General features: G+C 61.1%; 22 protein-coding genes and 1 pseudogene. 8 read left to right on the top strand and 15 right to left on the bottom strand.

What is annotated here, in order from left to right; all coding sequences use genetic code 11:
- Nucleotides 1-14: 14 nt before the first annotated feature.
- From NJQ99_RS12020 to NJQ99_RS12055, 8 genes are read right to left on the bottom strand one after another with little or no spacing between them, the layout of a single operon-like run.
- A complete protein-coding gene (locus NJQ99_RS12020) occupies nt 15-1,001 on the bottom strand; it encodes a dipeptidase (RefSeq protein ID WP_269333071.1) in 987 nt (328 codons plus the stop codon).
- On the bottom strand, nt 991-2,118 hold the full coding sequence (locus tag NJQ99_RS12025) for a LacI family DNA-binding transcriptional regulator (protein ID WP_269333072.1): 1,128 nt from the start codon (nt 2,116-2,118) through the stop codon (nt 991-993). The genes NJQ99_RS12020 and NJQ99_RS12025 overlap by 11 nt, the downstream gene beginning before the upstream one ends.
- Before the next feature lie 37 nt (nt 2,119-2,155).
- Nucleotides 2,156-2,479: a muconolactone Delta-isomerase gene (locus NJQ99_RS12030; RefSeq protein WP_269333073.1), complete on the bottom strand. Its 324-nt coding sequence runs from the start codon at nt 2,477-2,479 to the stop codon at nt 2,156-2,158.
- On the bottom strand, nt 2,457-4,106 hold the full coding sequence (locus NJQ99_RS12035; protein WP_269333074.1) for a phytoene desaturase family protein: 1,650 nt from the start codon (nt 4,104-4,106) through the stop codon (nt 2,457-2,459). Before NJQ99_RS12035 ends, NJQ99_RS12030 begins: the two co-directional genes overlap by 23 nt.
- A 33-nt stretch (nt 4,107-4,139) precedes the next feature.
- Entirely contained in the window at nt 4,140-5,144 is a 1,005-nt protein-coding gene (locus NJQ99_RS12040; protein WP_269333075.1) for an ABC transporter substrate-binding protein, read from the bottom strand.
- Nucleotides 5,145-5,196: 52 nt separating this feature from the next.
- Nucleotides 5,197-6,036, bottom strand: coding sequence for an ABC transporter permease (locus NJQ99_RS12045; RefSeq protein ID WP_269333076.1), 840 nt, complete (start codon nt 6,034-6,036; stop codon nt 5,197-5,199).
- On the bottom strand, nt 6,033-6,848 hold the full coding sequence (locus NJQ99_RS12050; RefSeq protein ID WP_269333077.1) for an ABC transporter ATP-binding protein: 816 nt from the start codon (nt 6,846-6,848) through the stop codon (nt 6,033-6,035). The genes NJQ99_RS12045 and NJQ99_RS12050 overlap by 4 nt, the downstream gene beginning before the upstream one ends.
- A gap of 10 nt (nt 6,849-6,858) precedes the next feature.
- Nucleotides 6,859-8,322, bottom strand: a complete 1,464-nt coding sequence (locus tag NJQ99_RS12055; RefSeq protein ID WP_269333078.1) for an aldehyde dehydrogenase family protein — start codon at nt 8,320-8,322, stop codon at nt 6,859-6,861.
- A gap of 416 nt (nt 8,323-8,738) precedes the next feature.
- Here NJQ99_RS12055 and NJQ99_RS12060 point away from each other — a divergent pair, with 416 nt between their 5' ends.
- The 7 genes from NJQ99_RS12060 to NJQ99_RS12090 all read left to right on the top strand — a co-directional run bounded on the left by NJQ99_RS12060 (nt 8,739) and on the right by NJQ99_RS12090 (nt 15,845).
- On the top strand, nt 8,739-10,166 hold the full coding sequence (locus NJQ99_RS12060; protein ID WP_269333079.1) for an aldehyde dehydrogenase family protein: 1,428 nt from the start codon (nt 8,739-8,741) through the stop codon (nt 10,164-10,166).
- 57 nt (nt 10,167-10,223) lie between these two features.
- Complete coding sequence (locus tag NJQ99_RS12065; RefSeq protein WP_269333080.1) at nt 10,224-11,276, top strand: ABC transporter substrate-binding protein; 1,053 nt, start codon at nt 10,224-10,226, stop codon at nt 11,274-11,276.
- A gap of 79 nt (nt 11,277-11,355) precedes the next feature.
- Entirely contained in the window at nt 11,356-12,411 is a 1,056-nt protein-coding gene (locus NJQ99_RS12070) for a dipeptidase (protein WP_269333081.1), read from the top strand.
- 26 nt (nt 12,412-12,437) lie between these two features.
- Entirely contained in the window at nt 12,438-13,526 is a 1,089-nt protein-coding gene (locus NJQ99_RS12075) for an ABC transporter ATP-binding protein (protein WP_269333082.1), read from the top strand.
- Nucleotides 13,523-14,401, top strand: a complete 879-nt coding sequence (locus NJQ99_RS12080; protein ID WP_269333083.1) for an ABC transporter permease — start codon at nt 13,523-13,525, stop codon at nt 14,399-14,401. The genes NJQ99_RS12075 and NJQ99_RS12080 overlap by 4 nt, the downstream gene beginning before the upstream one ends.
- On the top strand, nt 14,398-15,222 hold the full coding sequence (locus NJQ99_RS12085; RefSeq protein WP_269333084.1) for an ABC transporter permease: 825 nt from the start codon (nt 14,398-14,400) through the stop codon (nt 15,220-15,222). The genes NJQ99_RS12080 and NJQ99_RS12085 overlap by 4 nt, the downstream gene beginning before the upstream one ends.
- A 17-nt stretch (nt 15,223-15,239) precedes the next feature.
- Entirely contained in the window at nt 15,240-15,845 is a 606-nt protein-coding gene (locus tag NJQ99_RS12090; protein ID WP_269333085.1) for a glutathione S-transferase family protein, read from the top strand.
- A gap of 4 nt (nt 15,846-15,849) precedes the next feature.
- Here the strand turns inward: NJQ99_RS12090 and NJQ99_RS12095 are convergent, their stop codons facing one another.
- A complete protein-coding gene (locus NJQ99_RS12095; RefSeq protein ID WP_269333086.1) occupies nt 15,850-16,887 on the bottom strand; it encodes a LacI family DNA-binding transcriptional regulator in 1,038 nt (345 codons plus the stop codon).
- Between the two features lie 212 nt (nt 16,888-17,099).
- Between NJQ99_RS12095 and NJQ99_RS12100 the strand changes: the two genes are divergently transcribed.
- Nucleotides 17,100-19,565, top strand: a complete 2,466-nt coding sequence (locus tag NJQ99_RS12100; RefSeq protein WP_269333087.1) for a hypothetical protein — start codon at nt 17,100-17,102, stop codon at nt 19,563-19,565.
- Nucleotides 19,566-19,784: 219 nt separating this feature from the next.
- On the opposite strand, the pseudogene NJQ99_RS12105 reads toward NJQ99_RS12100, so the two are convergent.
- From NJQ99_RS12105 to NJQ99_RS12130, 6 genes and pseudogenes are all read right to left on the bottom strand, one after another.
- A pseudogene (locus NJQ99_RS12105) lies at nt 19,785-20,240 on the bottom strand (IS6 family transposase); the annotation flags it as partial.
- A gap of 83 nt (nt 20,241-20,323) precedes the next feature.
- Nucleotides 20,324-21,133 (bottom strand): alpha/beta fold hydrolase, encoded by an 810-nt coding sequence (locus NJQ99_RS12110; protein ID WP_269333088.1) that lies wholly within the window; start codon nt 21,131-21,133, stop codon nt 20,324-20,326.
- Between the two features lie 13 nt (nt 21,134-21,146).
- Nucleotides 21,147-22,076 carry an allantoinase PuuE gene (puuE, locus tag NJQ99_RS12115; RefSeq protein WP_269333089.1) on the bottom strand — a complete coding sequence of 310 codons (930 nt, stop codon included), beginning with the start codon at nt 22,074-22,076 and terminating at the stop codon, nt 21,147-21,149.
- 2 nt (nt 22,077-22,078) lie between these two features.
- On the bottom strand, nt 22,079-23,569 hold the full coding sequence (locus tag NJQ99_RS12120) for an amidase (protein ID WP_269333090.1): 1,491 nt from the start codon (nt 23,567-23,569) through the stop codon (nt 22,079-22,081).
- Nucleotides 23,570-23,576: 7 nt separating this feature from the next.
- Nucleotides 23,577-24,869, bottom strand: a complete 1,293-nt coding sequence (locus NJQ99_RS12125; RefSeq protein WP_269333091.1) for a TRAP transporter large permease — start codon at nt 24,867-24,869, stop codon at nt 23,577-23,579.
- Nucleotides 24,870-24,872: 3 nt separating this feature from the next.
- The gene (locus NJQ99_RS12130; protein ID WP_269333092.1) at nt 24,873-25,367 is read right to left on the bottom strand and encodes a TRAP transporter small permease; all 495 of its coding nucleotides are present in this window, start codon (nt 25,365-25,367) and stop codon (nt 24,873-24,875) included.
- Between the last annotated feature and the right edge of the window lie 166 nt (nt 25,368-25,533).

Consider the following 25,533-nt stretch of genomic DNA (forward strand, 5'->3'; position numbering starts at 1 on the left):
CTGACGCCGCCCCACTAGGCAGTGGAGGTGCGCTCCCCTGGGAAAACCGTCTCGTAGATGCGCAGCCAGTTGTCGCGAAGGATCTTCCGTGCCTCCTCTGCGTTGAACCCAACGGTCCGCAAAGCGTCTGGAATCTTTCCGAGATCCGAGACGTCTTGAAACCAGTCGGCTGGCGGCACTTTTCCGGGCTTCTTGGCGGAACCTGCTCCGAAGTCGATATCGCGCGACCAGCGCCCCATCCGCATCCAGTCCAGGTCCTTGACGGTCGTGTTGTGACTACGGTCGGTTCCTATGCCTACGTGATCGATACCGACGATTTCCACGGTGCGCGCCACCATCTCGCACCATTTTTCGGCTGTCTTGCAATACTCGTCGCCGGTGATGTTGCGGTAAGCCGCACAGCCGATGATGCCATTGTTCTCGCGCAGCGCGTCGAGCACATAACGCTGCTTGTTTCGAGGATGCGGGATGATTTCGTGCGGGTTTGCATGGGTGATCGCTACCGGCATGTGTGATGCCTTTATCGCGTCCGCGCTGGTGCGGTCGCCCACATGCGACAGGTCGATCAGCATCCCTACCCGGTTCATCTCGCGGACCATCTTCAATCCGGCGCGCGAGAGGCCGGAGTCGTTCGGCTCATAACAACTGCCACCGTATTCATTCTGATTGTTGTATGTCAGTTGCACTACGCGGACGCCCAGTTCATGAAACAGCTCCACGAAGCGGATCCGGCCGTCGAACAGGTTCGAATTCTGATAGCCGAGGACCACGGCGACCTTGCCTCGGGCATTGGCGTCTTCGATGTCCTGCCGCGTGCGCACAATCTCGGCAAGATCCGCACATTCGGCAACGAGATCCCGCCAGTGCGTGATCGCATCAAGGGACTCGATGGCTCCTTCCCAGAAACCCAGCGTCACGGTCACGCAAGACACATTTCCGCGGGAGAGCGCCTCGAAGCTGCCCCTGTCGAAATGTCCGCACTGAAGGCCGTCAATCAGCATTGTCCTGCTCCTGCTCAATGTACCGTGACGGCGCTGGATTGTCCGCGGCCGTCTGCTCAATTCTTCCGGCATCTCGTAGGTAAGCCTGGAGCGCCGACTGGCGCACGGATCGCCGGAGGATTAACTTCCGTGGGATTGGCACTGCCGATGGCGTCATGTCTCCGGCGTGGCGCTTCGCTATGATCTCGCTCACCACCCGGGCCATTCGGGGAAAGTCGCTCGACAGCGTGGACAGCGAGGGACGCACGTGCGCACCCCATTCGACGTCACCGAAGCCGACCAGCGAAAGGTCTTGCGGTATGATCATGCCGCTATCGATTGCCGCGGCCATGACGCCGAGTGCAATCTCGTCGCTGCCGGCCATGACCGCATCGAGACGCTGGCCCTTCTCCAGCGACTTCAATAAGGTTGAATAGCCGGCCGGATACCTGTAGGAGGCGTCCCAGATACGGTCGGGCTCTACCTCACCGAACGCCTCGCGAATCGCCCGCATATAGCCCTTGGAGCGCATCGCCCCGATAGCCGATCCGTGGATCCGACCGATATAGCCAATCCGCTTGCATCCTGTCGCGATCATGTGTCGGGTTGCGGCATACGAGCCGGCCTCGTCATCGTGCCAAACGGAGCAGATCCCGTGCGCACTAAGGTCCTGGCCAAGAACCACGATGGGGCACGAATATTCGGTCTCGTCGTCCCGAAACCGGCAGAGTATCTCGGTATCGAGTTCGTCGCTCGTGGCGATCAGGACTGCACTGAGCCGTAGCTGACGGGCGTGGCTCAGCATGGACTTGAGGCGATCGGTCCTGTGACTCGTGTTGAACAGGAGAAGATTGGAACCCGTCTCCTCGAGTTCCGCCTGCAGGTACTTGGACAGCAAGGGGTAAACCGTCTGCTCGATATCCCCGACGATGAACCCTACGGTCTGGCTGCGGCCGAGCCTGAGGCTCTGCGCCAATTGGTTGCGCTGATAGCCCAAGGCCTCGACAGCCTTCATCACCCGCTGCCGCGTCTTCGGCGCAACCGTCTGCTTGCCGCTGAGAACCCGTGAGACGGTCGACACGGAGACGTTCGCCCGTCGTGCCACATCGGTCACCGTGGCCAATGCCGCCTCCCTCATCCTGCGCGATGGTCGCAATCACGCATGCCGCTGACGCTCAAAGATCCTCGTGACGCAATGGATCCACGGGATGCTTGGCAACGGCATGCACCTGCAGATCCATGTACGGCCAGACCGGGAGGCTCGTCAGGACATCGTGCAGTTCGGTTGCGTCCTTTGCCCTCCAGAGCCCCCAGTTTTCCTTGCGGCCCGGAACCCGCCACATGCGCACGAGATGTCCTTTCTTCACGAGTTCGGCCGCATAGGCGCGCTCCCTGTCGCGAAGCTCGGCACGGGTCTCGTCGCTGACCGACTCCGGCCAAACGAACTTGATGTTCACAAGAAATTCGGCCACCGCTTTATTCTCCTGCTGTTCCTGCATGATGAATTCGGGGTTTCTCAAGACTGAGATGCCCGCTGGCGAGGTCGCGCAGTACTTCCTGCGCGGTGTTATGCCCCGGTATCCCGGAGACAAAATTGCCGGGCCATGTCCCAGCGCCGCTGAGGTAGAGCCCTCTGGCGGGCGTCCGGTAGCGATGCAAACCGGGCAACGGGCGCATCCAGAACTGCTTGTAGGGAAGTACATCACCATGCGTGATGTTGGCTTCGACGAGGCTGAATTCGTCTTCGAATTCACCCGGATCGAGGTAGTGGTAGTCCTCGATAATGTCCGGGAGGTTGGGGATCCATTCCGCTGTTTTCGCAATGACGCGCTCGAACAGCTTGTGCTTCTCGGTTGCCCAGTTCCCCTCGCGTAGCGTGTAGGGTGCGTTTCCTATGTTGAGGCTGAGGACATGCTTGCCTTCCGGCGCCAAGATCGGCGAGGTGAGCGAGTGGCAAAGTCCCCACACGATCGGGTTTTCCGGCACGCGGCCACGAAGCATGTCCGCATAACTGTCGTCGAGGTAGTCGAGTGTCGGTGCAATACGAAACTGTGCAGACGCCAGTGTGCGCGCCTCCTCCTCCGACCTTGCGGCGGAATAGCGGGGTATGTCGCCGAGCCCGAGGACAATCTTGAAGGCCTTCCCCTTGAGCGGCTTCCTGACTATCTTGGCGCGGAGATCGGCCCAGAAGGGATCCGGTCCGTCGATAACGGCCACAGTCAGGTAGGGGTTCATCGCAGAGACGACAATCGGCGCCCGGTGGACCGTGCCATCATCGAGTTGAACGCTCTCCACGCCGTCCTGGTCGCACACGATCCGGCTCACGCTCGCCTCGCGGTGGATCGCTACGCCGCGCGCAAGCAATGAGCGCTCCATTGCATCGATGATCGCGCCCATACCCCCAATCGGCAGTCCGGTTGAACCGCGTAGCGGCATTCGCCGTGGATCGTCCGTGCTGTCGCTTGCAAGAGACGCAAGTGAGAGCGGGCGCATCATCAGGCCGAACGGCGTGCCCGGAGTCGATGGCCCGACAATGCCGCTGACCGTCGCGAGCGGTCCCATGACGGCCTTGGTTTCTTCTGCCAGGCCAAATTCGTCAAAGAGCGAGCGCACGCTTCCGAAGAAAAAGCGGGAGAAGGCCTCCTGCTCCTCGATGCTGTCGAGATTACGCACCAACTCCTTCAGCGAAGGCGGCGGCTCGAACAGCGAAATTCCCAAGCGGTTCGCGAACCATTGAACGTAGTCGAGAAGCCCTTGGTAACGGGCACTCTCCCCGGTTGCATAGCTCTCGAGCTGGTCCTGGGTCTTCTCACTTTCGCGCCATCCCAGGAACAGCCGGTTTCCGGGAAGCGGGTGAACGAGGGTCGGATTCGGCCGTACGAATTCCAACCCGAACCGCTCAAGTTCGAGGTCGGCAATAACCTTTGGCTCCAACGACCCAGGAGAGTTGGTGATCGTTGAACGGTATCCCGGCATGAAGTCCTGGGTGCCGGCGGGCCCGCCCAGCCTTGCGCGCCTTTCGAGAACCGTGACGCGCAGGCCGGACCGGGCGAGATATCCGGCGCAGACCAGTCCGTTGTGACCGCCGCCGACCACGATGACGTCGCTGTCGCTATGTCTGTTCATGTCGACCACTCTCTGCGCCGGATACCTGGCCGATCAGTTCGGCACGTAGGCGTTCGTGAAGAAGGCGTCGACGTCATATCCGCCGTCGATCTCACCGACCTTCTCCAGCGTGCCGAGGAGCGCCACCCACTCCTCACGGGTCTGGTGCCCCCAATCCGCCGACTTGGGATCCTGGGACAGGTCCAGCAGGTTCGTCACATAGTCGACGCACTGCTGCTGCGAGCCGGGGATCTCCTTCTGGGTCCGGATATAGGTGCAGGCGCCGTCGGGATCGGCCGCGACCTCTGCGAAGGCGCGCTTCGTCACCTCGAGGAAGGTCCTGATCTTGTCCCCGTTGTCCTTCTCGAACTCCTTGTTCACGGCGAAGCCGAAGCCCAGGAGCGGCACTCCGAAGTCGGCGAGTTGAAGCGCGACGGGGTTGCCGCCCGCGCCCTTGACGATCGCCTTGTAGGCATAGCTGTCGCCGCTCACCACGTCGATCTCGCCCGCCAGAAGCGCTGCCGTCTTGGTGTTGCCGTCCAGCGAAACAACGTTCAGATCGCTGTCGGAAAGATTGTTGGCCGCCTTGAAGATCGACAGGCTGAGCTGATCCGACCCGCCCGGCGTGCTGCCGATGCGGTATTTCTTCAGCGACTCCACGCCATTGGAAAAGTCGACCTTCTCCGCCAGCCCGATGAAGGACGCGGCTGTCTTGTGCTGATAGACGCCGACCACGTGGAGCGGCACGCCCTTCGCGATCGCGTGCGCAGCATTGGTCACGTTCAGGTGGCCGATGTCGTAATTACCCTGGGACACCATCAGGGCCGTGTTCTTAGACCCCCGGCCCTGCTCCATTTCCACGTCGAGGCCGGCGTCCTTGTAGTACCCCTTCCCCTCCGCGAGGATGAACGGCGCATGATAGGGGCGCCATGCCCAGTCGAGACTGACCTTCAACGGTTCCGCCGAAGCGATCGATGCGAATCCGCCGACGGCGACGGGCGCGAGGACGACAGCCGACAGTACGGCGGCCAGACCGCTGATCCCTTTTTTGCTTGCCATGACACAAACCCTCCTTGCTCTCGTTGGAGTCCGGTTGGACTGCTTTGCCCCGCTATGTCGCGCCAGGGCTTTCCCGCTGGCTTGCATGCCAGGGAATGGAAAGACGCTCGATCATCTCGGCGAGGTACCAGATCAGGATTCCGAAGGCCGATATGATGAAGACCGCCGCGAAGGCGAGTGGCGTCTCAAGATTTCCGACGGCCTGGATAAGCACGTATCCAAGCCCTTCGTTCGAGGCGACGAACTCGCCGATCACCGCGCCAACCGGTGCCAGCGTCGCCGAGATCTTGATGCCTGCGAAGATGTGCGGAAGCGCGTTTGGTATCCGTATCTTCCACAGCGCCTGACGCGGGGTTGCTCCCATGGAACGCACCAGCTGAAGAAGATCGGGGTCCGACGATTTCAGGCCGGTAACGGTGTTCACCACGATCGGAAAGAACGTGAATACTACCACGAAGATGATGCCGCTCTTTATCCCGAAGCCGACCCACACCAAGAGGAGCGGGGCGACCACAACCTTCGGGATCGCATGGGAAATCACGAGCCAGGGATAGGCCATGCGGTCGACGACTGCAGAGGCCGTGATGGCCGCGCCAAGGAAGACACCTCCCACGAGCGCGATCGTGAACCCCGTGATGGAAGCAATGACGGTGTAGATCAGATTGCTCTGCAGAAAGGACCACTTCTCGATCATTGCCTCGACGACAACGGTTGGCGCAGGGAGCAGGTAGACGGGGAAATCGAACAAGATCACCGCGACTTCCCAAAAGCCCAGACCCAGCAGGCCGCTCAGCAGCGGAAGAAACAGGTTCCGGCTCAACCGATCGCGACGCGCCTTGCGAAGCCGGTCGTGAAAGATCGCTTCATCCTCGGCTCTCATCTCGTAGGTCATCCGACAAGCACCCCCGCGCGCTCGAAGTGTTCCCGGATCCGCCGCGTGATCTCCGTGAAGGCAGGCTCTTCGCGAATGCTGAGCGTTCGCGGCTTCGGCAGATCGACCTTAATGTCGTCAAGCACCTGACCCGGCCGGTTCGACATCACGATGACGCGGTCGGAAAGGAAGACGGCCTCCGGAATGCTGTGCGTGATGAAGAGCGTCGTGACCCGCTCATGCATTTGCAGTCGTTGGAGGATCACGTTCATCTGGTCGCGCGTCAGCGCGTCTAGCGCGCTGAAAGGCTCGTCGAGCAGAAGCATCGACGGCCGCAGCAACAACGCCCGCGCGATGGAGACGCGCTGGCGCATCCCGCCGGACAGCTCCCACGGATTGCGCTCGGCGAAATCGGCAACACCCAATTCCTCGAGAAGCTCGTAGGCGCGCTGCAGCGTCGCCTTCCTGTCGGTCTTGCGCAACTCCGACGGAAGCATCACGTTGTCGATCACCGATCGCCAGTCCAGCAGCAGATCGCGCTGAAACACGATCCCGACATCGGTGAGCGGCGCCGTCACGGGCTTTCCCGCCACCTCAACCTTGCCGCGTGTCGCCGTATCGAGGCCTGCCACCACGCGCAAGAAGGTGCTCTTGCCGCATCCGCTAGGACCGACGATGCCGAGCGTTTCCCCAGCGGGGAGCGAGATGGAGACTGGCCCGAGGGCGCGCACGATGCCCTGCGCCGTGAAGTAAACCTTTTCCAGATCCCGGGTTGAAATGATCTGGAATCTATCGACCGAACCGTTATCACGTGCTGCGGCGTCTTCCGACATCCTCATCCCCTCAAAAGGCGAACGCGTCGACGGCCGGCGCGCTCTCGACGACCACGGTCTTGACGTTGAGCACCTCATAAAGCGCCTCGAGACCGTTCTCCCGGCCGATGCCCGAGTCCTTGTAACCACCGAAGGGCACGCGGTGGTGCATGATGCGATAGGTGTTGACCCAGACCGTTCCCGTCTTGAGGGCGGCGCTGACGCGCTGAATGCGGCCAAGGTCGCGCGTCCAGACACTGGCTGCGAGGCCGTAGTCGGTGGCGTTGGCAAGCGCGATGGCCTCGTCCTCATCGTCAAATGGGTGGACTACGGTCACCGGGCCGAACACCTCCTCCTGCCAGATCTCAAAATCTGGCGTCACGCCCGTGATGACGGTCGGCGCGAAATAGAATCCCTTAGCGATCGGCTTGGGCACCTGCGGCGGCGCACCGCCAGTTAGGAGTTCAGCGCCCTGGGCAACGGCCCGATCGACCATTGCCTGCACCCGTTCGAGCGCCCTGGCGCTCGACAATGGGCCGATGTGGGTGCTCTCGTCTAATGGATCGCCCACCCGTAACTTTTTCGCCGATGCGGTGAGGCGGTCCACAAATGTTTCATAGACAGGGCGCTGGACGAGCAGGCGCGACCCAGCGACACAGGATTGTCCTGCATTCGAGAACACGCCCTGTCGCGCCTGGATCAGGGCGGAGTCGAGATCGGCGTCCTCAAATATGATCTGTGCGGACTTGCCCCCTGCCTCGCAAACGATAGGCCGCATCCGCGAGAGCAAGGCTGCGCCGAGGTGCTTGGCGACAGCCGTACTGCCCGTGAAGGTCAGAAAATCGACCTCTTCCGACGTGGCAAGCGCTTCGCCGATATCCGCGCCACCCGGGACAACATTGAGAACTCCCGCTGGCATTCCGGCCTCGGCCGCCAACTCCGCAAGCAGCAGGGTCGAGCCCGGCGCCTCAAGCGGGGGTTTGACCAGAACGACATTGCCCGCCGCAAGGGCCGGTGCCATTTTCCACGCTCCAAGGGACAGTGGCCCGTTGGAAGGCGTGATGGCAGCGACGAGACCGACCGGCTCATGTACAACCTTGGCTTCAGCGGTTTTCGTAAGCTGTGCCTGGGCGCCGTAAATCTTGTCAGCAGCCCCAGCGTAGAACCGGTAGCGGCCAGCCGCGCCCTTTGCCTCGTTCCGGGTCACCCGCCGCGTCTTGCCCGATGCCTGAACCTCGAGATCGGCGAAAGTTTCTCCATGCTCCTCGATGAGATCCGCATACCGCAGCAGGATGCGCGCACGCTGCGACGGATCCATCCCGGTCCACTCGCCGCTGTTACGGGCGCTGGCGGATGACGAGATCGCCTCCGCTAGGTCATCGAGAGACGAGGTTACGCTTGCCCATTCGTTTCCATCGATCGGGCTGATGATCGGAGCCGGCTGTCCCCGACCTGCTTTTGTCCGGCCATCGATGTGCACGCCGAATGTCTGCATCGAGTGACCTCGACCCCTTCAAAGAATGATGGAGAACACGACATCACGCGGCCGCAACAAACCTCAGAAAACCATTTGTTTTCCGCGGGTTTTTCAATGACAACGTTTTCATATTGATTGCCTGAAATGAATGAATCAAGAAAAAATGACAACGATTTCATAAGTGCCTGTCGATTCATACTTTTCTAGGGGCTCCTTATGTGGACGGCGTGCGAAAAGGGAAGTCGTCGTGACCTGCCTGTTCGCCAGAGCGCGGATTTTATCGTGAGGTTGCCGTTGGTTGCGATCCCTTCGCGCTCGACCCAAGTGAAACACATTTCGAATGTGAATCCGCTCCCCCTTGCATCACCTAAAAATAGGCTGTTAGATGGGTGTGAAAACGATTTCTTTTCCAGTTTTAAAGGTCTTCATTCTGAATGCTCGATCTCAATAAGCATTTCATCGATGGTGCGTGGTCATCTTCCAGTGGAGATGTCATCGAGGCCATTGACCCTTCAACCGAGACCGTCTTCGCCAGGGTGGCTCGGGGCACGGCGAACGATGTCGATCATGCTGTCAATGCGGCAAGGGCCGCGTTCCCCGCATTTGCCGCGACCCCGGTTGGCGAGCGTATTCGGCTGCTCGAGGCCATTGCCTCCGGACTTGAGGCGCGGCGCACCGAGATTTCCGAGGCCATGTCGGTCGAGATGGGCGTGCCTCGAAAGGCTGCCGATGCCGTACATTTTCCGAGTGGACCCGCGCACTTCCGGGAAGCCGCTCGGGTACTCGCGTCCTTTGCCTTCGACGAGCAACAAGGCTCGACGATGGTGACGCACGAGCCGATCGGTGTTTGCGGCCTCATCACGCCGTGGAACTTTCCGATCAATCAGGTCGCGTGCAAGGTTGCGCCAGCCCTCGCTGCCGGCTGCACCATGGTCCTCAAACCGAGCGAGATAAGCCCATGGAGTGCCGCGATCATCGCGGAAGTGATCGCGGACGCCGGGGCGCCTTCTGGTACCTTCAACCTTGTCCAGGGGGACGGCCTGACAACCGGTTCTGCGCTGACCGTCCACCCCTTGGTCGACATGATTTCTTTCACTGGCTCGACACGGGCCGGCGTCGAGATTTCGAAGGCCGCGGCCGACACAGTGAAGCGTGTCACGCTGGAGCTCGGTGGCAAGTCGCCCAACATCATTCTGCCGGACGCGGATCTCGAGGATGCGGTCAGCAAAGGCGTCGCCCGGTGTTTCAACAACAGCGGCCAATCTTGCATCGCACCGACGCGCATGCTTGTGCCCCGGCCCTTGCTCGAGAAGGCCGAAGCTATCGCGGCAAGGGTGGCGGGTGAGACCCTCGCAGGTCCCGCGGACAGTCCCGGCAGCGTTATCGGCCCGGTCGCCAATGCAGCGCAATTCGCGAAGGTGCAGGCTTACATCGAGGCAGGCGTTGCTTCCGGGGCGCGCCTTGTCGCTGGCGGTCCAGGCCGGCCGGACGGGATCGTGCGCGGCTTCGTGGTGCAGCCAACGGTATTCAGCGATGTCGACCCGTCGATGGCGATCGCGCGAGAGGAAATCTTCGGGCCAGTTCTTTGCCTTATTCCCTACGAGGACGAGAACGACGCGGTACGGATCGCCAACGACATCCCGTATGGCCTCGCTGCCTTCGTCCAGGGGCGGGACATGACCGCCGTGCGACGTGTCGCGAGGCAGATGAGGGCCGGGATCGTCCAGATGAATTACCCGCCCGTGGATCGAAGCGCCCCTTTCGGGGGCTACAAGCAATCCGGCAACGGGCGCGAATGGGGTGTCCACGGGCTTCGCGAGTATCTCGAAGTGAAGGCGATGGTCGGTTTCGGGGAGGCCTGATCCTGACGGCTCATGGAGCGTTGGAGTAACCAGAACGAACCAATGGAGGATTGTCAGATGAATATCACAAGGCGCGGCCTGATCGCCGGTATCGCTGCGGTTCCAGCGGTTGGGTTGGCTGGGCGGCTCGCTGCACAGAACACGAAGACTATTCGTGTGGCCTCATGGGGCGGCAGCTGGCGCGATTCCTATGTAAAGAACATAGTTCAGCGGATTCCGGACACGTCGATTGGCGTCGAGTTCGTTCTCGGCAACCCGGACGACAATCTCGCCAAGCAGATTGCTGCCTCCCGGCAGGGTCTGAATGCGTTCGAGGTTATGGAATACACGCCAGCTCAGGCATCCGTTCTCGACGGTTCCGATATCTTCATGCCGCTGGACTATGACCAGTTGCCCGCTGCGCGGGATTTGCCAGGGTGGGCGCGAACGCCCACCGCGGTCGCTACCCAGTTCACTGTCGACGGAATTGTCTACAACAAGGAGAAGTTCGCAGAGTTGGGTATCGAACCGCCTCAGCGCCATGCCGATCTGATCGACGAGCGCCTCGCGGGACATGTCGCGTTTCCGGACATCGCCAACGGTGCGCACTGGGCCGCCATAGTCGGACTGGCGGGAGGCAACGAGAGCGATCTCTCTCCCGCGCTCGAACTCGTTAAGAAGATGAACCCCGCCTATTTCTTTTCAGGCTCGACGGACCTCGCTACAAGGTTCGGCTCCGGTGAGATCTGGGCCGCGCCATGGCAATCGAGTTGGGCTCTGCGCCTGAGGCGTTCCGGTGCACCCGTCGCGGTTTCCTACCCGAAGATCGGCGAAAAGACCGCGGCGCTGTGGCCGCTGAAGTTTGCTATTTTGAAGGGCGCATCCTCACCCGAAGCGGCACACGCCTTCATCAACACTGCACTGACAGCGGAGGCGCAGTACGGGCACGGGTCTGTCGTCGGCCAGGTCCCCGTCAACCCGGAGGCGCGTGCGCGTATGATGAACGAGCCGGAACTGGCGTCCGTCATGCTGCTCAAGCCTGAGCAGATCGAGAATGCCTACCGTATCGACTGGACCAAGCTGGATCAGACGGCCTGGCGTGATCGATGGAACCGGCAGATGAGCCGCTAAAGGACGCACTTGGCCGGCGGCCAGGTGCCGCCGGCCGCCATTGCCTGCCTGCGGGATCAAAAGAACACCGAGGAAAAGCATGGCTCAGACCCGGGTCAATGGACACTCACGACAGGAAGTCCCCCTCATCATCGACGGACTATCCATGCCTACGCCTGAGCGGCGATGGTTCGAGGAATGGCGCGATGGCGGTATCGGTTGCGTGAACACCTGCATTTGCGTCTGGGAAAATGCGCGCGAGGCGATCACTGTCCTGAGCAGATGGCGTCGGGCTCTCGAGGAAAACAGCGATCTTATTGCGCCTGCGACCTCCGTGGATGAGATTCGCTCCATCGCTGCGTCTGGGCGCACGGCTGTCGTCTTCAGTTTCCAGAATACCGCGCCGATTGAGCACGACATCGAGCTGTTTACGCACTTCCGGGCGCTCGGCGTGTGCATCATGCAGCTGACCTACAACCTGCAGAATTATATCGGTTGCGGCTATTGGGAGGCAAAGGATGCGGGGATCTCCTCCCGTTTCGGCGCACTCGCTGTTCAGGAGATGAACCGCGTCGGGATCATGATCGACCTATCGCATTGTGGTGAGCGAACGACGCTGGATGCGATCGAGATGTCGGAAAAGCCGGTCGCGATCACCCATGCGAACCCGCGCGAATTCGTTGGCTCGCCTGTCTATGGGGCGGGCCGACTGAAAACAACGGAGGCGATAAAGGCGCTCAGTGCACGCGGCGGCGTGATCGGGCTTACGCCGAACCGCAACATGACGCCGGAAGGTGCGGCAACCACGCTCGAGCGCTTTTCCGAGATGGTCGCCTGGACTGTCGACCGCATTGGCATCGACCACGTCGGCATTGGCCTTGACTACTGTCCCGGTCACCCGAACAGCGTGCGAACGTGGTGGCGCTTTGCCCGCTGGTCGCGGGAGAGTGCTCCGGCTGAGCAAATGAAGATTGCACCGCACGAGGGGTGGTCCGACTGGATCAGATCACCAGCACAGATAAGCAACATTGCCAAGGGGCTGTCGCAAAGAGGATTCTTGCAGGGTGAGATCGACAAGGTCATGGGCGGCAACTGGCTGCGCATCTACGATGTCTGCTTCGCCCCCGCCGCGGCCTACGTGTCGGCCGATTCCTAATCTTCGGCGCCAGTGCAGGAGACGGGATGTCCAGTGTTTCCCTGAGGGGGGTATCCAAGTCCTATGGCGGCTCCGTCGCCGTAAGGGATGTGAACCTCGAGATCAGCGAGGGCGAGTTCATAGTCCTCCTGGGCCCTTCTGGATGTGGCAAGACTACGACGCTTCGGATGATCGCGGGGTTCGTAGATCCGACGGCAGGGCAGATTCTGCTCGGAGGCAAGGACGTAACGCGTCTGCCACCACGCAAGCGTGACATCGGCATGGTCTTTCAGAACTATGCCCTGTTCCCGAACATGAATGTCGCCGAGAATATCGCCTTCGGGCTTCGTCGCCGTGGCGCCCCTCGCGAGACGATCAAGGCTCGGGTCGAGGAACTTCTGGACCTGGTGCACCTTTCGTCTCAGGCGGACTATCACATTGACGAGCTTTCCGGCGGGCAGCAGCAACGCGTTGCCCTGGCCCGGGCGCTTGCCCATACGCCCAGCGTCCTGTTGATGGACGAGCCACTCGGCGCTCTTGACCTCAAGCTCCGCGAGCAGCTTCAGGAAGAGATCCTTCGCATCAAGAAGACTTTGGGGATAACGACAATTCTGGTTACGCACGACCAGCAGGAAGCGATGGCGTTGGCCGATCGTATCGTCCTCATGGACAAGGGGGAGATCCGCCAGGCCGGGACCGCTGACAATCTTTACCGCCGACCGGCGAGTCCGTTTGTCGCCGGTTTCATTGGAAAGCGGAATGAGATTCCGGCTGATGTCGCTGGTATGGGCGATCAACTCATTGCCCGTGCATCTGACGGAACGATTCTTGTGATCGGCCTGCCGGATGACCACCCCTTGGGAGGGAAGGTAACGATCAATCTGCGGCCTGAGCACCTAATCCTGTCGCGTGAGCCGGGGGAGGCCTGTTCCGACCACACAAGCCTCTCCGCAACTGTTACGGGAAAGCGCTTTCTCGGAAACGTGGTGCACTATGAACTGACCCTGCCATGGGGAGAGGCCGTGCTTTCGGAGAGCCGCGATGGCGACCACGCTGTAGGGGATAGCGTCTTTGTTTCGTTTGCGCATTCCGACATCGTCATGTTCCCCGAAGATAGCGCTGGGCGCAGAAAATGAGTTCGGCCGCCCTACCGACCCGTAGCCGACATGCGGTGCGCTGGGAGCACTTCCTGTGGGTCCCCGGGCTCGTCAGCCTGATCCTGCTCGTTGTCCCACAGGCTTCGTTCATCTGGATGAGCCTTCATCGCGACACAGGCTTTGGCTCGGTCGGTGACGAACTAACCTTCGCGAACTATGCGACCATCCTCACCGATCCGTTCTATCTGGGCTCCATCTGGCTGACGTTGCGTCTTTCGGCTATCGCCACCATCGCGGTGCTGATCGTTGCGATGCCGACGGCGTACTCATTTGCCCGGCTTGGCGGATTGACGGCATCCGTGCTTCTCGGCCTCGTGTTGACAACATCGCTGGTCACCATCGTCATCAAGATCCTCGGACTCAACATCATCCTGGGCTCGACGGGGATCATCAACGAGGCGCTTGCCGGGCTTGGCGTCACCGACAGGCCCATCGCGATGATCAACAATGAAATCGGTGTGCTGATTGGCCTGATGCACTACACATTGCCGATCGCAATCCTGATGCTGTTCGCTGTGTGCCAAACCATTCCGTTGTGGCTTGAAGAGGCGGCGGCAATCCATGGGGCGACGCGCGGGGCAATCTTCCTTCGCGTGATCCTTCCGATCATGCGGCCCGGGCTCATCGCGACGGCTCTCATCGCGTTCAACATGAATGTCGGCGCATTCACGTCAGCGCTGCTGCTGGGAGGCGGGCGGGTGCGTACGATGCCGGTTCTGATCCAGCAAGAAATAATCCAGGGGAATCGATATGCGATGGGGGCGGCACTCGCGACCACAATGCTTGTGATCGTGTTTGTCCTCAACGTGGCGGTCGCTCTCTCGATGACCTCCCGTAGAAGGAAGGCGAGATGATGGGACACGTCCGCATCCCGCGCCTTTCCCACTTTGTTGCCTTTTTCTCAATGGCATTTCTGCTGGCGCCGTTCGTTATCGTCGTCGGGGCGTCCTTTGATACGGCTGAGGGCTTCGCGATCCGCTTTCCGCCTCGCGAACTAACGCTGGAGTGGTACCTCTCGCTTCCACAGAAGTACATGGACGGATTTGTGGTGAGTCTGCTGGTCGCGATATTGGTGGCAGTATGCTCTGCCGTTCTCGGTCTCATGATCGCGCTCGCTTTGGTGCGTGGACGGATCATTGGTCGTGCATTTCTGGAGTCTTTCTTCCGCATTCCGGTGCAGATCCCCCTCGTCGTCACAGGCGCGGTAATGATGAACTTTGCCTACCAGGTCATCGCGATTACGGGCTTCAACCCGTTGACCAACCTGACGGCCCTTGTGGTTGGTCACAGCTTTGTGGCCATCCCCTATTGCGTAGGCGCCATCGGCTCGGTACTGGCCCGCCTCGACGAGGGACTGGAAGAGGCGGCAGCGAGCCTCGGTGCAACGCAGTGGGAAACGTTTTGGCATGTGACGCTGCCGGCGTTGCGGCCCGGCCTGTTGGCAGGGATGTTCTACGCTTTCATCTTCTCGTTCGGGGATGTGCCGGTTTCGCTCTTTCTCGTTGGCCCATCCACGACGACGCTGCCCATCCAGATTTTTCAGGACATGCAGTTCGATTTCCAGCCCGGGATGTTGGCGATTTCCGCAATAATCGTCGTCTTTTCCTTTCTTGCGATCCTGACGGTTCAGCGGGTCGTCGGGCTCGACCTCGTCTTGCCGTCCCGCCGCAAATGATCCTGGAGCCGCTGCAAATGATGACTCTCTTCTGGTCCGCAACTTCCCCCTTCGCGCGCAAGGTGATGATCACCGCACATGAGTTGGGGATCGCCGATCGAATAACCTTGCAACCGACCGTTACCGCCGACGAACCGGAAGAACTTCTGGCTGTCAGCCCAGCTGGCAAGCTGCCAGTTCTGCTGACAGAGGACGGAACGGCAATTGCCGATTCCCGGGTGATCTGCGCGTATCTCGACGCCGAGTTCGGCCAGAATCGGCTGCTTCCAGCCGGTAGTACGGACAGGTGGAAGGCGTTGACTGATGCGGCGCGGGCGGATGCCGCTACCGAGGCCGGCATCCTGGTTCGGTTGGAGAGGATGCGGCCAGAGCCCTTGCGCTCAGCGCAGGTTGAGGCAAAGCAACTTCGGAAGGTGATGCGCAGTCTTGATGCGTTCGACGCTGCCCATCTCCGGTCAGAACCCTTCGATGTTGCGGGGATAGCGCTCGGTGCTGCCCTGGGCTGGTTGTTGCTACGGCTTCCCGACGACCGCCTTCTCAACGATCGGCCGCGTCTTGCTGACTGGTTCGCGGCGATAAGCAGCCGTCCTTCGATGCAGGCTACTCTCCCCCCGGTGGGATAGCGTTTCAGGATGACTGGCGTTGGACCAGGCCGCGTTCGATCATCACAAGCTCCTGCGGTGCCTGCCCTTGCCATTGGCTGTCTAGCGCCTGGTGAATACAGCGGGCCATCTCCTCGGCATGCGAGGAAAGTGTCGTTAGTGCCGGACGCAGGTGGGCGCTCATCTCGACATTTCCGAAGCCGACCAACCGCACATCCCGCGGTACTCTGAGGCCGTGATCGGTGAGGGCCGCCAGCGCTCCCATGGCGAGTTCGTCGCTTCCTGCCTGAATGGAGCGAAAGGCAATCCCTTCCCTGAGAGCACGGTTTACCGCGTCACGGCCTGCGGAGTACCGATAAGCAACATCCCATGTTAGCGCCGCGTCACGCGGGGCCCCTGCAGCCTCGTGCGCATCGCAGTATCCACGATGCCGCTCGGTGCCGACGGCGGAGCCCTGAACGCGGCCAACATAGGCGCAGGGCGCGCCGCCGAGAGCCAAGAGCTGCCCGACCGAATGACGGGCTGCTGCCCGTTCATTGTAGGTTACTGATGGCACCCCGGCCCACGTGAGGTCTTGCCCCGCTGCCACAATCGGGATCCCGGCGTTGCGCGCCGCTGCAATTTCGGTCGCTGCTGCCGAGGAGATCGTGTCAGACGATGCGAGAACGATGCCGTTCAGTTGAAGCGCTGGTGCCTGCCGAAGGATATGCATCAGCCGGTCCTCGCGGTGCTCTAGATCATGCAGCAGCAGGTCGGTCCCAACTGCGGACAGTTCCTTCTGCACGTGCTTGGTCAACGAGGAAAAGTGGCTCTGCTCGATGTCACCGACCAAGAGGGCGACGATCCTTGAGCGTCCCTCCCGCAAGCCACGGGCGAAGGCGTTCGGGCGATAGCCGAGCGCATTCGCCGCATCCTGAACACGCTGGCGCAGCTCCGGCGAGACAACAGCCTTATCTCCCAGAGCGCGCGAGACAGTCGCGGGAGAAACGCCTGCCCTTTTTGCAACGTCCCGTACGGTCGGGACGAGCCGGCTGAGCTTCTTTCTTTTGCTTTGGTCGGACATTTCACCCGTCGCTTTGAAATCGATTTCAGTGAGTGATATAGGTTTCCGTCAGGTTATGGGAGGCCCGTGCCGTGACACCCCTTAAGCACCTCACTCCTACCATTGGAGGACGCGGCGCGCCGCTCAGTGAATCTGACGCGGCAACGGCTGTCTCGACCCGACTTGGTTTTGCGCGAGCTGGAATTGAAGCGCTCCTGAAGAGGCGATGGCGGTTGCAGAAAGTAGACCTGCAGCTTGATGCCAACGGTTGTGGCGAAGCGTTATACCGCCTCTCCTGCGACGGTAAAGACTTTCATTACTTTGTCATTTCGCAAGATTTGCCAGAAAGCCAGAAGCTGGATCGCAATTTCGCTGCGAGCTGGGATATCATGGCGGTGCTCTGCGAGGGCTCGTGGACACCCGACCGCGAGGAGTATCTCCGGCGTCAGGTTCCACTCCAGCGCGCCGGGCGGGGCGACATAGACACGCTCATCTACGCGCGGGGTAACCGCAGCGGCCGGCTCTTCAACGCCGTGGTTGATGCGCTCGCCGCCGGGCGGCAACCGGACTTGAGGGAACTTGCCAGGGTCGGCTACATCGTTCGGACCACCGCGTTTATTGGCAATGGTCAGCTGGGGACGCGTCCTTTCTCGGGCTACGGGGCAGACCATCCATTCGGGGCGCCCTATCATGCACAGATTATGGCGGGCTTCCTGCTGCGGGAATTCTCGTTCGACCTCGTGAACGAGATGGCTGCGGCTCGATCGGCGGGCGCTGTGCAGCTTGCACCTGAGATCTGCCGCTTTCTGGGGCTCGGTAACGCCGCTGCCACAGGATTAGTGCCTTTTCTCGTCAATCATCCGCGGCTCGTGGGAGAGTGGGTAGCCAGTGACCGGGCCGCTCTCGCCGATATCTGCGCACAGCCTGTAACGCCAGCGATTGTGGAGCGAACGCGGGCTCTCGTCGGAAAGGCGGCGGCCTTCCTCGCCGAGACGGACAGGCCGGACGATGGTGTATTCGCGACGGATGCCACGCTTGCTGCCGGACTTGGCGTTGCCCGTAGCAGACTAGACGAAGGAGGGGACAGGACGCTGACGCTGGGCGAGCTTCGTGAGCGCATGGCGGACGGCCTCCATCCGGGTGTTCGCGCACTACTGGATTCGATCTTTCTCGACGTACTGCCCGGCGTCGCGGATCGCCACGCGCGTATTCGCTCCATTGACGAGCGACTTGCCCCCGATTGGCGAGGCACCACGGGGTCTCTTCTGTCCGTCGTGCGAGACCGGTATGGATGGGCACTTGCGGCCGCCGATCGGGAGGGGAGTGGTGCAGCCTTCTGGTACCGTGCGTCGGGAGCGCCGCGCGACCTGCGGCGGGGCCTGATCGGGCGGCGGCCCGAGGCGGAGTTTGAGACTGCCATGGACGTCGTGCCGCGTATCCAGGCGCTCCACGCAGCTCTTGAAAAGGCGCAGGACAAGCCGTTGGCGGACTTCCTGGCCGATCACCCGGAACTTCGGCACATCGCTGCCCGGGTTCATGGGCTCGCCGACTTGCCCTTCGCGGAACTAGAGGTTGACCTGACCGCGATGGCGCTCTCACCCTTTCCGCCCGTGCGCCTCGTGCTCGCCCTGTTTGGCCTTGACCAGTTTGAGGCGGCACACCCGAAATCCGTACGAGGTACATTTCTCCAGGGTGCCCCGATTGAACTCGATCTTCGCCAACGGGTGGCCGATGAGGATGACCAGGGTCATCGCTGGCCGTTTCCGTTAATGCCCCAAAAACTGAGTGCTGGCGCCCGACCTGTGATCGCCCGGGATGCAATACGTTTCGATGCCGAAGGCAAGTGGAGATGTCCTTACGGAGAAGACGCGGAAGGGAGAGAAACGCTGATTATTACCCCCATCGAGCTCGAGCGGGGCTTCCTGGGGCTCATGCAGTCGGGTGGGCTCGACCTGGGCGTAGCGGAAGAAGCCGCCGTGCTCGCAACGGAAGCAGTGATCTGGCAGCCGAGGTTGGCGGGCGTGCTAGTGGACGAACTGTCGGCGGCAGATGCGAACCTCGGAGAACCGCTGCGTCTGGTCCAGAGTGAACCTAACAGGCCGGCGCTGCTCTCTGGAGGCTGTGCAGCACTTGCTGCTGCCCCAGCGGTTCTCGATCTCGCCTGTGCAAGGGCGATCACGGGGGCAGGGTCCGGGCTGGCAATTGCACATGTTGGCGTCGCCGGCCTCGCAGCCGGTCCCGCCCTTGCCGCGGCAGCGGCGCGCCGGGGTTTCATTGCTCTCGTGGCCACGTGCGACGGAAGTACTTGCTCTCTGACGCTCGCGGAAGATCGAGGCACATCGGTGGCGTTGACAGAGCCGACACCAATCTCCGGACCCGATGCGGCCTTGCTGTTCAACGGCCGCTTCGACCTTGAAACGATCAAGGGCGCTTTGAGAAACCAGGGGCGCGCTAGGGTACCTGCGGGCCTCTTCCTCGCCTGCGTGACATCGGGTGAAATCGCTGACGCTTTGCGTGACGCTATGCCTCACGAGCCCGCTGACGCTGATGTTTTGCTCATGTCTGCGAACCGGGACGGGGTAGCTATCTCCCGCGACGTCTTCCTCGCGCTGGAGCGACTTTCCGCGCGACTCTACGTTTCGCCGGATGTTGAAGTCGACCTGCGAGACGAGATCATCGATCCACTGAAGATGTTCTGAAACTCGGCACGCGTTTGAGCCATCCTGCGGCCATCCCGTGATGATGACCATGGCCCGAAAACTCTAGCCCCGGACGGGCGCGCGTTCGGGAGCACTCCAATGCAGCTTGGACTCTAACTCCCCTTGGGGGAATTTCTCAGTGGCAGGTTAGGCAATCACGGGGTGCTTCAGACTCACCGTGCAAATGAGGGATCAAACGAGGTTCAGACCACCCGTAGCACCCAGTTCGCGAAACGCCGCGCCATAGGATCTGAGCCTGTCCGTAACTATCTTCTCTGGCTGGCCGAACCGCTTCATGGCTTTCCGCAGCAACCTCAAAGCTGCCTTGCGATCCCGGGTTTTCGTGACATAGGCCTCGAGAACTTCACCCTCGTGATCGACGGCGCGCCAGAGGGAATGCATCTCGCCGCCGATCTTCACGTAGACCTCGTCCAGGTGCCATCGCCACTGGCGAAACCCTTGCAGGAACTGGGGCCGCTTCCTGCGGATCTGCCCAGCGAACATCGACCCGAACCGGTTCCACCAGAACCGCACCGCTTCGTGGCTGATGTCGATTTCTCGCTCATGGAGCAGGTCCTCGACGTTCCGGAGCGACAGGGGAAACCGGACGTACATCATGACCGCGAGGCGGATGACCTCGGGGGACGTCTTGAAACGGCGGAGGGGGCTGGGCATCCACCGAGGCTAGCGGGTACCCTATTAGAGACTCGGCTTCTTTCCTGTGCCGCCACCTCCTCCTCGGTGGTTTTCCTTTGATATCAACCTTGTCGCCTAATGAATCCAATAACTGCGTTTACGCACTCCCCGGGATGCGAGAAGACGACACCGTGGCGTGCTCCCGAAATGACATGAAGGCTGGCTGCCTGCCCAATCTGCTGCCGGATGTCGATGACCGCCTCAACGGGTACGAAGGGGCTCGCCTCCCCGATCAGCAGGAGAAGCGGTGTCCGGATCGTGTGCAAATGAGGCCGCAAATCCATCTGGCGTATGATCCCGGAGACTTCGAGGACCACATGCGGCTCAGACGTCATCTGATGCTCGTGATACCAGCTGCTCTTCTCCGCGGACAGCGCGTCCGGCGGAAATCGGCCCTCCATCATCATCTCCGACCAGGCCTTGATCCCACCCTGATCGATCAGGGCTTGCCAGTCGGCTACGCCGCCCCTTAGCCAGCCGGCCTGATGGGACGCGGTCACGGACACTATGGAAAGCAGACGTTCCGGACGATGAATGCCCAAATTGTAACCGATGATGCCACCCAACGACTCGCCAATGAAATGGAACCTGTCCGCGCCGACCGCGTCGGCGATCGCGAACAGATCATCCATCAACAGCTCGTAGCTCCAGGGGAAGCCTGGTTCGGGTACGCTCGATCTGCCGCAACCCCGCATGTCATATGCAACGAGCCGATACTGGCCAGCGAGCAGCGGTAGCCACTCGGCCCATGTCGCCGACGTCGTTCCCAACCCGTGATGGAAAACGATGGTCTCGGGACTGTCGATCCATGGATAGGTCGCATCGACCAGATGGTAGTGAAGCGTTGCGCCGTTGTGTTCGAGGGTTGGCATGGCTCGATCTCCCTTATCCCTTTGGTGAAAAGGGATGGGTCTCCATCCAATGGCGCGCGATATCGATGCGGCGGCAAACCCAGGCGTCCGGATGCTCTAGTGCATAATCCAAAAAGCGTGCTAGCCCGGCCAATCTCCCGGGGCGGCCGATCAGGCGTGGGTGCAAGCCGATAGACATCATCCGTGGCGTCCTTCGACTTTCTTCCATCAGGACGTCGAAGGCATCCTTCAGGTAATCGAAGAATTCGCGCCCGGTCACAAAGCCATTCATATTCGAGAAACGCATGTCATTGTTGTCGAGGCTATAGGGTACGATGAGCAATGGCTTGCCCTGCTCGACGATCCAGTACGGTACGTCGTCGGCGTAGCTGTCGGAGTCGTACAGGAAGCCGCCTTCTTCCATCATCAGGCGTCTCGAGTGGTCGCTCATCCTGCCGGCGAACCAGCCCAAAGGGCGTTCTCCCGTGGTATCCTTGATGGCCTTCACGGCACGGCGGATGTGATCGCGCTCTGTCGCTTCGTCCACCTGGGAATAATCGATCCAGCGGTAGCCATGGCAAGCGACCTCGTGTCCGGCTTCAGCCAGGGCGCGGCCTGCTTCAGGATAGCGCTCCAAAGCCATTCCCACGGCGAAGGCTGTAAACGGCGCGCCGCGCGAGCCGAAAAGCTCAAGTAGCCGCCACAGGCCGACCCGGCTTCCGTACTCGTAGATGGACTCCACCATGAGATTGCGGCGGCCCTCCCACGCACCGAGAGAGGGGTGGCCGGGCATGTCGGTCAGGATGCCCTCGGATGCCGCATCCCCGTGGAGTATGCAGTTCTCTCCACCCTCCTCGTAATTCACGACGAACTGTACTGCCAGTCGGGCTCCTCCGGGCCACTCCGTTTCCGGAGGAGTGGCTCCATAGCCGACCAGGTCGCGCGGATATTTCGAAGGGGGCATGATCAGCTCCGTTGTTCCGACTCCAGGATCTTTTTGACGGGTGGCGGCAGAGCACTTGAGAACTCCATGACGCCCTCGATGGAAGCTGCTGCTGCAACGACCTCCAGGTCTGCCAGGTGACGGCCCACGATCTGCAGGCCCACAGGCAGCCCCTCCGGGGTGCAGCCAATCGGGACCGTTGCCGCCGGCTGGCCGGTCATGTTGAAAGGAAAGGTCATGCCGGTCCACTTTATCGGGGGCACCGGGACGCCGTTGATTTCCTCAGGTCCACGAATGCCGAGACCGAAGGCGGGAACCAATGACGTTGGCGTCACCAGGAGGTCGAAGCGGCGCATGAAGCGCCACATGCAATTCGCGATCTCCTTGCGGGCACGCACTGCGTCGGTCAGATCTTCCGCCGTCCAGTCGCGCTCCAGAAAGGCGACCAGATGCGGGGACATTTCGTCACGATGTTCGGCGCAGACCCTTCTGAAACCGCGCAGATCCGTATCAAGTGCGACCAGTCCCCAAAAGGCGTTCTGCATGTCGCGAAAACCTGGTGAGGCTTCCTCGACATGGCAGCCTAGTCTGTCTGCCAGTTGCGCTACTGCTGAGCGGAAGAGCCGCCGCACGTCGTCATCAACGGGCAGGAAGCCCCAATTCTCTGAATAGGCGATCTTCTTGCCGGCCAGGGTTCGCGTTCGTGCTGCGTCTTGCCAATTCAGTCCTTCGTCGGGGATCGAATGACGATCGCGGTCGTCCGGTCCGGCCATGACCGACAGCATCAATGCCCCGTCAGCGACGCTTCGCGTAATGGGGCCGATGTGCTCGATCGTCTCCCAGCTGGAAATTCCGGGAAAGCGTTCGTCCCGGCAGCCTGGGTACAGAGGGACCCGGCCAAAGGACGGCTTCATTCCAAAGAGGCCGCAAAGGGCTGCCGGAATCCGTATGGACCCACCGCCGTCGCTGCCGACCGCGAGAGGTACCATGCCTGCTGCCACTGCCGCGGCCGAACCGGCGCTCGATCCGCCGGAGGTTCTGTCGAGATTCCAAGGATTGCGGGTGGTTGGGAAGACCGGATTGTGCCCCACTCCGGCGTATGCCAGTTCGGGTACATTCGTCTTGCCGACAATGATCGCTCCGGCAGCGCGCAGCCGCTCGACAACGATGTCATCCTCTTCCGGAACGAAATCCCTGTAGATCGGGGAGCCTTGTACGGCAGGCAGCCCGCGCACCATTACCGTGTCCTTTACGGCAACCGGCACGCCCGCCAGAGGTCCAAGCAACTCGCCTCGGCGCCTGCGGACGGATAGCGCTTCCGCTGCGGCATATGCTCCCTCGGTATCGACCACACAGAAGGCGGCAATGTGGGGGTCGAGTGAACTGATGCGTCGGCGTACCTCCGAGATCACTTCGATCGGGTTCAGGCTTCCCTCCCGAACGCCGCGCGCGATCTCGATGGCCCCCTTGTCGAGCGCGCCGGGTACGGATGAATCGTTGAACCGATTGGGCATTGGGAACCTAATGGCCAGAGAGGGAGGGAAGGAAGAGGGCGAGTTCCGGAAACATCACCAGCAGGGTGACGAACGCCAGAAGGGTGAGAAAATAGGGAAATACCGCGCGTACGATGGAAGAGATCTCGTGCCCGGTCAGCGACTGCATGACGAAGAGGTTCAACCCTACCGGAGGCGTGATCAGCGAGATCTCGATTATCGCGATCAGATAAATGCCGAACCAGACCGGGTCGATGCCTGCCTCCGTCACGATCGGCGTGAGGATGGCGCCGGTGAGCACGATGAGCGACATGCCCTCAAGAAAACAGCCGAGCACGACAAAGAACAGTGTCAGGACGACGATCAGGCCGATCTGCGACAGGCCGAAGGACGCGATGCTTTCTGCCAGCATGCGGGGAATGCCTGTATAGCCCATCGCGGTCGACAGGAAGGCCGCGGACACCGTGATGAAGCCGATCATGCAGGTCGTCCGGATTGCGCCGAGTACGCCTTCCTTGAAGGAGGCTGCGGTCAGTTCACGGCGCATCAGGGCTATGACAAGCGCGCCGGCAACGCCGACTGCCGCAGCTTCTGTTGGAGTTGCATACCCGCCGTAGATGGAACCCAGAACGATCACGATCAGGCTGAGGATCGGGAAGAGGCCTGCTCCGCGGCGCAATATCTCTGCCCAGCCGATGCGGGGCTCCTCGGTCGTCTTGGTGCCGGGGTCCATGAACCCCGCCACGACCATCAGCATGAGCATCAGTACGAAACCCGGGAGAAAGCCGGCTAGGAACAGCCGTGCGATCGAAACCTCGGCTACTACCCCGTAGACAATCAGCCCGATCGAGGGCGGTATCATCAGTCCCAGCGCGCTTGCTGACGTCAATGTGCCGATGATTTCCCTGTCGGCGTATCCCCGTTCCCGCAGCGCGGGAATGGTCAGCTTGCCGACCGTAACGCACGTGGCCGATGAAGACCCGCTGACCGTAGCGAAGACGCCGCTCCCAACGATATTGGTATGGATTAGGCCGCCGGGGAGATTGCGCAAAAGGGGTGATAGTGCAGAAAACAGAAGCTCCATGACACGGGTGCGCGACAGGATCTCTCCCATCCATATGAACAACGGAAGTGACACGAGCGCCCACTGGGAGCTTGCGCTCCACAGTGCAGTGGCCATGACCTTGCCAGTGGGTACGTTGGTGAACGCTGCAAGAGACACAACGCCGATCGTTATCAGGGACCAGGCAACCCACACGCCCAGTCCGAGCAGCAGAAACAGCAGACCCAGCAATCCCACCGACAAAATGGGCCCGCTCATCGGCTAACCTCCGTTACTCTGCCGGGGCGCGGCAGGGTGGGAGGATCCCGTGACGATCTCGGCCAGCCTGTGGAGCATTGCGAGGCTTGTCAGCCCGAACCCGATAGCCATCGCCAGCTTCGGGATCCACAGCGGCGTTGCCATCATACCCATGGCCCGATCGTTGAAGCGATAAGAATCCCAGACGGTTCCGGCTGCGTAATAGGAAAGAAACACCATCAGAATGATGCCGAGGATCAAACAACCAGCATTAAGAAGAAGAGCCTTTCTTGGTGGCAAAAAACCAAGGAGGAGACTCACCCTGACGTGTGCGTTTTCCCTGAAGGCATAGGGCATGGTGAGGAAAATCGTCGCCGCCAGGCAATAACCAGCCAAGTCTGACGCGACCGGAAGGAAAATACCAAGCCAACGTGCCGAAATCTGAGCCAGCACGAGGGCTGCAGTAGCTATCAGGGAGCATCCTCCGAGAAGGGCCGATACTAGATAGACAAACTGCATTCACCAGCACCCCTGTACTGCGACCCAGGCTCAGAAAATCGGAACCCGGGCGCTTGGCCCGAACGGCCCGTCGGCCGGGGACGCGAAGCAGAACGCACGGCGGCATGGGCGTTGCCAGTTCGAGGCGCCGTTCAAGCCGCCGCGCGGGTCCGTCGGAATTCTTGAC

Source organism: Futiania mangrovi (genome assembly GCF_024158125.1).
Taxonomy (GTDB): domain Bacteria; phylum Pseudomonadota; class Alphaproteobacteria; order Futianiales; family Futianiaceae; genus Futiania; species Futiania mangrovi.